Raw genomic sequence first — 10,689 nt, 5'->3', positions numbered from 1 at the left:
TAGCTTATTTTTTAACTTTAAAATTTAAAATTCTTGCACCGATCGGCTTGCACTGAGCGTAACCGAAGTGAGCCTAAGTGTCAACTTTCAACTAATTCTTTGGGCATGATGAATGAGTTGTCTGGGTTGGTTTCGAGATCGATGACTTGGGTTACTGCGTCGATGTTTAGTTCGCCGTATATATGTGGAAATAAATTATTTGGATCGGCACCTTCGTAACGAATTTCTGGTGTGACTTTAGCGATTTCGATTACCAGAATCACTAAATCTGTTTGGTGCTTAAAAAACCGATTTGCCGAGCCGATAACTTGAGCGAGAGTAGAGCAGTGGATAAATCCTTCGGTAGCTAATGTTTCGCTACTGTAAGTACCAAGATTTTTGGCTGCTTCCCATCGATCGCGGCGGGTAATATGTAAGATAGTATTCATTCAGGAACGATGGCGGTGACGATGTTGGCTGCATCTTGAGGACGAACGCGATAGTACCATATTCTGGCAGGTAAAACGAGTACCATCGGCCCATTGCCACAGTTTCCCAAGCAACCGCAGCCTTCGTAAGTAATATTAGGTGAATTGTCGAGCTGTCTAAAAGCCGCCAAAACCTCCGCCGCACCCTGTTTGCGACAAGTCCGATTTAGACAGATAAGAATGCAAGTTGGTTCTGACGATCGATCTGTCATGGGGGAGATGGGAGTACGGAGATGGGAGATGGGAGATGGGATCGAAAAGTGCTTCACTTGGGGCACCTTTTCAAGAGAGATGGGAGAAGAGAGGAGGGAAAATGAATAAAAACATAAAAGACGCAAGCGTCCCTATTACTTCTTACTTCTTAGTTATTACTCCTTACTCCTTACTTCTTACTTCTTACTCCCATCTCCGATCTCCCATCTCCCATCTCCAACCTCCCATCTCTACCCCCACAAATCCCCAGACAAACTACTATTATCGAACTTAGCAGTCAAAAATTGTTGAATGGTAGCGTTGAGTTGCTTGAGTTTGACTGGTTTGGTGAGATAGTCATTGGCTCCGGCGGCTAGACATTTATCGCGATCGCCTTCCATTGCTAGTGCTGTGAGGGCGATAATGGGAATATCGGCTAATTCCGATCGAGCGCGGATGCAGGAAATTGCTTCAAATCCGTCCATTCCCGGCATTTGAATATCCATCAAAATTAAGTCGGGGCGGAATTTTGGGGTGGGTTCGTCGGTACCGCCTTCGAGCATGGCAATCGCCGATTCGCCATCGCCAGCGACGATCGGGCGATAGCCTTTGGCGGTAAGATAGCTAGAGATGGTATTGATATTGAGTTCGTTATCTTCAACGATCAGGATTAGGGGTAATTCGGCGATGTCCGAGGTATTTGGGACTGAATGAGTTGGAAGTTGTTTTTCTCTATAATGGGGCTGCGTAGAGGGTGAATTGAGGGTCTGGGTGGCAATTTCATAAGTATCTGGCAAGCAGATATTCACGCGCGAACCGCTGCCGATCGCACTTTGAAAATCGATCGTCCCGCCGTGTAATTCGACAATCGGATGAATGAGCATTAAGCCGAAACCGATCCGGGGAGTACTGGTATTTGCCGAAACTTGGGCTAATTTGTCGTTACGTTCGGGTAAGATTTCTTTGCTAGTATCGCTTACCGAAAACTGAATTCCCGATGTTGCAGTAGCAAAATGCGCATTTTGGATGGTGACTGCTAATTTAACCTTACCGCCTGCGGGGGTGCTTTCGATCGCCCGTTCGAGCAGATCGATTAGTACTTGACGCATCCGCTGAAGATCGACGGCGATATAGCCAGCCGTTGGGGGGAGTTCGAGATCGAGCTGGATTTGTTTTTGGATAGCGTGGTGTTTGACAAAATTAACGCTGAAGTTACACAGTTCGGCGAGTGCAACCTGGGTAATATCTAGTTCGAGCTTTCCAGCTTGCAGTTGCGACAAATCGACCATATTGTTAATCAGTGCCAATAAATATCCGCCACTGCGATCGATCGTCGTCACCGCATTGAGTTGGCGTTCGTTCATGGTGCCGAATACTTCTTCTAGCAATGCCTCTGACATGCCCAAAATGCCATTGAGCGGGTTCCTAAATTCATGGCTGAGGGTAGCAATAAATTCGTCGGTAAAGTAGTTGGGTGGCTCTGGCGGCGCGATTAATTGGGGGTAGGTGTATTCGAGATAGTCGGTTTTGGTAGTAACTCCCGCTTGAGTATAAAGATCGTATGCCTCTTGCAGATAAATTGCGGCAACTTTATCTTTACCCCATTCTAAATAAACCTGGGCGAGTCGTTCTGTGGCGATCGCTTCTGATTCGATCGATGGGGTAGCTCTAGCGATGAGGATCAGCCGATCGAGTTTGTCGATCTGTTCGACATAGCGTTCTATCGTCTGTGCTGGTGCAGATTCTACCAAATCGTAATCATCTCGGTCGTTCATGCTAATAAATTTATATAAAGATTTCAATAGATGCGACCAGCGGGAATTGGTAGAATCTGCATTAGGAGACTGGGAACTGTATTAACGATCGACTAAGCGAGCCACTAAGGCAGTCGCAGCTAAGTAAATCAGAACAGCTCCCCAGTGTCAAGTTGCCATCTACCCATTTAGTATACCCATCTGCTACACCGAAATATCTTTGGTTACTTTTATTTACTTTTGAAAAGGGAATAGGGGATAGGGAGTAAGAAGTAAGGAGTGGAATTACTTCTAAAGCCTAACAACTATCCACTATTCACACTTCTCCTGGCTCCAGACGCTACGCTACGGCTGTCGTATCGCCAAAGGCGAGGCTTCGCCAACAGTGCAAGCTATTCACCATTCACTTTCTACTTTCCACTAATTCAGACATTCTTGAATGGTGTTGTGGAGTTCTAGGAGTTTGACGGGTTTGGTGAGATAACGATCGGCACCTACAGCCAAGCATTTTTCGCGTTCGCCTGGTGTGACCAGGGCGGTGAGGGCGATAATGGGAATCTGGGTGAGATCGTGTTGGCGAATATATGAGATCGCGGCGATGCCATCGATGTCGGGGAGTTGGAGATCTATTAAAATAATGTCGGGATGCTGACTGGGATCGCTGCTGTTTTCGAGGATGGAAATTGCGGCTGTTCCGGTATTTGCGACAATGACTCGATCGCCTTTAGCGGTAAGATAGCTGACAAAAGTATCGACATTTACTTCATTACTTTCGACGAGCAAGATCGTGCGGGTTTTGGGTTGATGGGTAATGGTAGGGATTAAATTTTGGCTGGAAGTTGGCGCGATTTTTTGGGGTTGAAACTGCCAACAAGTCTGCGGGAGCATGATGCTAAAGCAGCTACCAACGCCTACTTCACTATCGATTTTAATATAACCCCCATGTAATTCGACAATTTGTTTGACGAGTACTAACCCCAATCCGGTGCCCTGATATTTGCGATTGAGACTGCTATCGACTTGCACGAATGGCTGAAAGAGTTTGGCGAGATCGGCTTGACTGATGCCGATTCCGGTATCGCTGACGGAGAAACACAAACAAGCTCCTTCGGTGAGATCGCAGACGGCGGCGGCTTCGACACTGACGGCTAGTTTGATGCTCCCACCGTGGGGGGTAAATTTAACAGCATTGTTGAGTAAATTAATTAATACCTGACGCATTCGGCGTTCGTCAACTAAAATCCAGTCTGGCTCGACAGATAACTGAGTGAGGATCTGAATCTGCTTATCGCTGGCTTGTTTTTCAATCAAGATTAAGCTCGATTGACATAGTTCGCTCAGAGCAACTTTAGACGGGTTGAGTGTGAGTTTACCTGCGGCAATTTTAGAGACATCGAGAATATCGTTAATGAGCGATAGTAAATGCGTCCCACTTCGATCGATCGTCGAAATTGCATTGAGTTGGCTGCTGTTAAGATCGCCAAAAACCAGATCTTGCAAAGCTTCTGACATTCCCAAAATCGCATTTAAAGGCGTGCGAAGTTCGTGACTCATGGTAGCTAAAAATTCATCTTTGAGCCGAGTTGCCCGGTGCAGTTCTTGGTTGGCTAATTCTAACTGTTGATTGGTAAGATTGAGTTGTTCTTCGGCATGTTTGCGATCGGTAATATCTGTCGATACCCCACCTAATGCATAAGGTTTGCCATCATCATCGAACAACACAAATTTATTAGTAATATAGGTGCGTTCCACACCATCGAGCGAGATCGTTCTGTCTTCGATGGTAATCGATTCACCCGATCGAATCAGCTCTCGATCGATCTGGTAAATTCGTTCGGCAATCTCTGGTGGGTATACGGCAAAATCTGTTTCTCCCAAGAATAATTCTGAATCGCCGCCAGATAGCTCGACACAAGTTTGATTCATCAGTCGATAGCGTCCTTCCAAATCTTTAAGATACATCGCTGCCGATGAATTATCGATAAATGCTCTGATTTGCTGTTGGCTTTTACGGAGTTCATCTTCATCGTCATGACGTTGCATTTCAGCGGCAATTCGATCGGCAAAAAGTTGCATAATAAATTGAGTCGCCGCCAGATCTTGAGGTAAAGGTTTGGTATCGATAATACCGAGATTACCCATGACATTCCCCTCGAAATCGCAGATGACTACACTCAAATAGCTTTCGGCTGCCAAAGTTGCCAGCTCTGTAGCTTGGGGGAATAAAGATTGAAGATCGCGCTCGAAAATACCCCATCGCTGTTCGTAAGTTTGCAGACAGGGAGTGCCTGCTAAATCCATCTCATAAGGTGGTAAAAATTCGGTGCCCGTCCATAATAAATTCCTTAACGACTTGCTTAAAGAATCATCGATTGTTGTTGCTACAAATGCATACCGTACGCCCAAACTCTCCGTTAAGTACTGAGTACATGCCTGATAAAAATCGGTACCAGTTTTGCCCATCGCACTCCATTCGACGATCGCTTTGAGGGCGTTTTCTTGGCGTTGGCGTTCTCTGAGCGCGGCTTGCTGTGCGGTAATATCGAGCATCATCCCATCCCAAACGATCGATCCATCCGATTGTAATTCCGGACGCGAGGCAGATTTAATCCATTTAATTTCGCCAGAATTCAGGACAACCCTGCCTTCCCACAATTTAGGTGTCAGATTTTGCGTCGATTTTGCCATAATGCGTTGAAATTTGGGCAAATCGTCAGGATGAACCATCTGGATCGGACATCTGCTACCAGCCATTACCGCTGATGCCGAAATTTCAAATAACTCCTCGCAGCCAGAGCTAATATAAGGCCAACTGAAACTGGCATCGGGAGCCATCCGTAACTGATAAATCGCTCCGGGAATATTATCGGCTAATTTTTGATAGCGTTGCTCCGATTGGCGCAGGGCGATTTCTGTTTGCTTGAGATCGGTAATATCTGTCGATACCCCGCCTAATGCATAAGATTTGCCCATTTCATCAGTAAGGACAAACTTATTGGAAATATAAATATGCTCTGTGCCATCAGGATGGACGATCGTCTCTTCTAAAGTAATCGCGGTACCAGATCGGATGATTTCTCGATCGATCTCGCGGATGTGTTGGGCGATGGCTGATGGGAAAAATGCATCATCTGTTTTTCCTAAGCACGATTGGGCATCGATCCCCACTAAATTAACGAAAGTTTGATTGCACAGTTGCAAGCAGCCCTCTAAGTTTTTGAGATACATCGCCGCTGGAGAATTATCAATAAACGCCTTGATTTGTTGTTGGCTCTTGTACAGCTCATCTTCAGCCGCTTTCTGTGCTGTAATATCCATCAGCACGCCATCCCAGACGATCGCGCCATCGGGCTGGCGTTCGGGGCGCGATTTGCATTCGATCCATTTAGTCTCGCCCGACTGAAGCATTAACCGCCCTTTCCAGTACCGAGGAGTCATCTTGCGGGCAGATTCGACCATCGACATCTCAAATGAATGACGATCTTCGGGATGAACTAGATCGATGAGACGTTGGGCATCAGCCATCCCAGCGGCGGCGGAGAGTTGGAACAGTTCCCCACAGCCCGAACTCAGGTAGGGATAACTCAGACTACCATCGGGCGCGATCCGAAATTGATAGATGACACCAGGAATATTGTCCGATAACTTTTGGTAGCGTTCTTCCGACTGACGCAGGGCAATTTCGGTTTGTTTGCGAGTGGTCACATCTCGCAAAATGCCATCCCAGACAAATCTCCCGTCGGGAGTGACGAACGGACGAGATTCGCCCCGAATCCATTTTAATTCTCCTGAAGGTGTGACGATTCTGCCTTCCCACGACCACTCTCGCCCCAATCTAGTCGCCTTTTCGAGCGATCGAGCTTCGATCGATCGATCTGCTGGTACTACCAGCTCGACTAAGATTGATATATCTGCCAGAGCAGATTCAGCCGATACCCCAAATAGTTCGGGAAATCTGGCACTAACATAATTGAGCTGGGGATGACCCGCCGCAGTTATCTCAAATTGATAGAGCGCGCCTGGGACATTAGAAACCAGTTGGTGATAGCGTTGCTCCGACTGACGCAGGGCAAATTCCATGCCTTTGCGATCGGTAATATCCCGACAAATGCAGATTAGTTGTCCGTTGTCAAGTGAAAATAAAGTGACTTCTTCATTAAAGGTGGTACCGTCTTTCCGAGTCGCGATCGCTTCGCCGCGCCATTGTCCGAATTGGCTCACCGCCGGGAAAACGGTAGTCTCAAACGCTTGAATTTGGTCGGGAGTGTAGAGACAGTGCCAATCGCGATCGAGCAGTTCGCTAATTGTATAACCGAACAGATCGGCGTGGCTCTGATTGAGATAGATAAATCGATCGTTGTCGAGAATGGCAAAGCCATCTAACGATGCTTCGATCGCGGCGGAACGTTGGACGACAGATTCGTAGAGCTGGACGTTCGTAAGAGAAATCGCCGCTTGCGATGCCAGAAATTCTAAGATAATTTGCTGCTGGCTCGGTCGATTTAACGGCGCGTTGGGGACAAAGATCCCCGCTGTATCCCGATGTTCGAGGTAGATTAGCCCCTGAAGTTCGCCGCGATCGATCAGCGGTAGGCACATCGCACTCTGGGGACGATGGCGGCTGAGGTACTCGTCGGCAAGGAAATCGGGATCGATCGTCTCCCAGTCGAGAATCGTCGTCTGGGGGCGATTTATAACGCTGTGGATGAGTTTTTGAGGGAGGTAGTCACAGGTCGCGAGCGTAGTGCGGACGAGCTTGCGGGTGCCCCGATCTGGAGATCGCGATACTTGACAAACTTGCCAGTCCTCTTCGGTGGCGTGCCGCCGTTGGCGTAAAATGTGGATACAGATTTGGGCACCAGAATGTTCTAACAAAACTTGAGACGATCGTTCGAGCAGCTCTGGTAATTCGATAATGCTTGCTAAGGTTTGAGCGGTTTGAATTGCCGATACTAAGTCGAAGGTATCCGGCTTGGAGCTGGGAAGGCTTGCTTGGGAACCAATGGTAATTTTTGAGAGGGTAGATAGGAAGTTTGTGGTAGTTGGTTGCAATGACAATTGCAAAATCGGCGCGAGTAATTGGGGGTAGCGGCGTTCTAGGTCATTAATTTTGGCGGTGGCTCCCCATTTGGCATAGCAGTAGTAAGCATCCTGCATGTAGGTAGCCGCAATTTTGGGTTTACCCCATCCTAAATAGAATTTAGCAGCCAGTTCTAAAGCTAAGGCTTCTTCGCTCAAAAATTCGTTAGTTTTAGCTCCAGATATCGCTCGATCGTATAATTCGATCGCCTTGGTAAAATTACCTGCTACCCGACATCTTTCAGCTTCAACCAGATCGTATTTATGTTGAAAGTTAACTGGTGTCAACCGCGCGCATTTTAATAACTTGCGTTGCGTACATTTAATCCGATTGATTAGTTGAGTTTGGACTCGTTTATTACTATGAGGATAAGCAGCTAATCGAGTCAGCGCATCGAACATCCAGAGTGTCGTAATTGAATAACAATTAGAATCTGCATGTTCGTAAGGTAACTGCGCGTCGGCATAAACTAAGGCATTCGGAATATCTTCAAATGTATAGGCTAAAAAAGTTTTCCCAGCATAGATCGTTGAGAGTGCAGAGGCTTCTTTTGTCTGTTTGAGTCGATCGATTAAGGCTACTTCATCCTCGATACTATTAGCTAGTATTGTCGGTGGCGTAGCGATTTCTCGTAAATTTCTAATAATGTGATGAGAGATGGAGAGCAACTGCTGGCTGAAATCTGGAGATCGATCGACAACGCTTTGGGCGATCGCTATCTTAGCAACAATTTTATCTAGGGGTATGCCTAAATTAAAATCGATAATGATATCGACACAGTAACTCAAACCCAAAGCCGTTAAATTGCCACTATCAAAACAACCCTTAATACATGCTGCCATCAGTGGGCTACTATTGCGGAGATGTTCGCGCCAAGGTTGGCAAAACCAGGCAACAGAGCCATTTACCTGCGCTGTCACCGATTGCTCGTCGAACTTATCGTTTAAAACGGCTGCCAACTTACCCATTTGATAGCTTTGGTTAAAGTTACCCAAACTCGCCAGCACAATGCCATACGTCGAATAAAAAATTGATGACCAGGGGCTATTTCCATGTCTTAACGTAAACTGAATACCAGCAGTAATAAATACCACCATCAACTCTTGCGAACATAAAAAAGCTGGCATCATTAATAGATTTAAAATCTTTAATGGGGCTGTCTTTTCGGGAGCGATAATATTTGGTAAATTTACTAAACTTTCAGGCGATCTACCCCACAATGCTGCTTGAGTGGTCACAATCGCTTTACCGAGAGTTAACTTATTCGGTTTGGATGAAAAATTAAAACCCAATTGCTGGAGAATTTCTAATCCGCGCGCGATCGACTCCTGATACTGCTTTTGGAGCGTATGACATTGAACGATCGTTTCATAAGTTTTCACGCGATCGAGCGGTGTTTTTGCCCGCTCTAAGACCACTTTTGCGAGTAGGGGCACTGCTTCAAAATCGCCATTGAGAAAAGCCGCTTCCGCCAGCGTTTCATGTACGGCTAATGTCAATTGATATTGATGCGTCCAGCCTAATTCACCTACCAAATCTACACCGATTTGGGCATAGTCAAAGGCAGCCGCATAAGCATTTGCCGCTCTAGCTTTGCGCGCCGCATCGAGATTGAGTCGTACCAGCAGCTCCCGCTCCGCCAGTCCAGCAGATCCGCTAACTTCTGACAATTCGATCGCACAAATCGCCAGATTCAGATGATTGACAATCTCAAATAACCGTTCTCCACGTTGCGCGGCGGGCGTATTTGTCAGCAATAACCGTCCGATTTGCAAATGCGTTTGCTGTTGCTGGTGCTCTGGAATCAGCGAATATGCGGCTTGTTGGACTCGATCGTGTAAAAAGCGGTAGGTAGAGGGGAGTGAGGAGTAAGGAGTAAGGAGTAAGGAGTAAGGAGTAAGGAGTGGGGGTGTGGTTTCGGCTCCGCTCAACCACCTGGGGGTTTCGGATTGCCAGAATTTATAGATTTGGTTGGTGGGGAGGATGGAGCCTGCTTGTAAGGCGTTCCAGAGGGCGGTGGCGACGCTTAACGGCGACTGTTGAGAGACGATCGCGAGTGTCTCTAAATCGAATTTATCGCCGATACAGGCGGCTAATTCGAGCAGGTGCTGAGTTTGGGGTGGCAATTTTTGGAGTTGCGCTGCCATAAATTCGACGATATCATCGCTGAGTGCCAACGCCTGAATACTTGCGATCTCGCATTCCCAGTAACCTTCGGGGTTAAACCAAATTTCGCCATCTTGATGTAGAGCTTTGAGAAACTGCGTCGCAAAAAAGGGATTACCTTGGGTTTTAAGATCGATTAATTCAGTCAGGGGTTGCGCGCTGGCGATCGAGCAATGTAATGTATCGGCGACTAAACTATTGGTATCGTCGAAATTTAGCGATGTTAAGGCGATCGTGCAAACAATTTTACGAGCTTGTTGCAACCGTTCGATCGTCAACATTAATGGATGAGCGGGCGAAACTTCATTATCTCGATACGCTCCTAAAATCAGTAAATAGCCTTTACCTGACATCAACAGTTCGATCGATTCTAAAGAAGCCGAATCCGCCCACTGCAAGTCATCTAAAAAGATCGTCAATGGATGCGCTGCGGTAGTAAATACTTCGACAAATTTTTGAAACACCCAATTAAACCGTTGCTGGGCGGCAATTCCCGCTAGTTCGATCGTAGGCGGTTGAGTGCCAATAATTCGCTCTAATTCGGGAATTACTTCAATTAATACCCGCCCATGTTCGCCCACTGCTGTCAAAATTAAATCGCGCCAATCGGCTAATTGGCTGTCGCTTTCACTGGTTAATTGTCGGATTAAATCTCTAAACGCGCGGACGAATCCCGACAGGGGAATATTCCGATTGAACTGGTCGAATTTACCTGCAATAAAGTAGCCGTGCTGACGGGTAATCGGTTTGTGCAGCTCGTTAATAAGAGCAGTTTTCCCAATTCCCGAAGATCCCGCCACCAATACTAATTCATTATTGCCATTAGCAACGCGATCGCAGGCATTAAGTAACGTTTTAACTTCAAATTCTCGCCCATACAATCGCTCTGGAATTGTAAACCGATCGCTCAGATCCCGCGCGCCTAATTTAAACTCAGCCACCGTCCCCGTTGTTTGCCACAATTCCTGACATAGTTCTAAATCGTATTTAAGCCCCAATGCGCTCTGATAGCGATCTTCCGCCTTTTTTG

General features: G+C 46.7%; 4 protein-coding genes. All 4 read right to left on the bottom strand.

Features of this window, described 5'->3' with window-relative positions; translation table 11 throughout:
* Window positions 1-80: 80 nt before the first annotated feature.
* The gene (locus tag Q0R35_RS02220) at window positions 81-428 is read right to left on the bottom strand and encodes a DUF952 domain-containing protein (RefSeq protein WP_295614026.1); all 348 of its coding nucleotides are present in this window, start codon (window positions 426-428) and stop codon (window positions 81-83) included.
* Complete coding sequence (locus Q0R35_RS02215) at window positions 425-679, bottom strand: (2Fe-2S) ferredoxin domain-containing protein (RefSeq protein ID WP_295614024.1); 255 nt, start codon at window positions 677-679, stop codon at window positions 425-427. Before Q0R35_RS02215 ends, Q0R35_RS02220 begins: the two co-directional genes overlap by 4 nt.
* Before the next feature lie 231 nt (window positions 680-910).
* Window positions 911-2,434, bottom strand: a complete 1,524-nt coding sequence (locus Q0R35_RS02210; RefSeq protein WP_295614022.1) for a response regulator — start codon at window positions 2,432-2,434, stop codon at window positions 911-913.
* Between the two features lie 399 nt (window positions 2,435-2,833).
* A complete protein-coding gene (locus tag Q0R35_RS02205; RefSeq protein WP_295614020.1) occupies window positions 2,834-10,657 on the bottom strand; it encodes a PAS domain S-box protein in 7,824 nt (2,607 codons plus the stop codon).
* Between the last annotated feature and the right edge of the window lie 32 nt (window positions 10,658-10,689).

Origin of the sequence: Chamaesiphon sp. GL140_3_metabinner_50 (assembly GCF_025361915.1) — a bacterium.
Classification (GTDB): domain Bacteria; phylum Cyanobacteriota; class Cyanobacteriia; order Cyanobacteriales; family Chamaesiphonaceae; genus Chamaesiphon.
The sequence above is the reverse complement of the archived record's forward strand: the minus strand, read 5'-3'. Positions and strand labels throughout refer to the sequence as shown.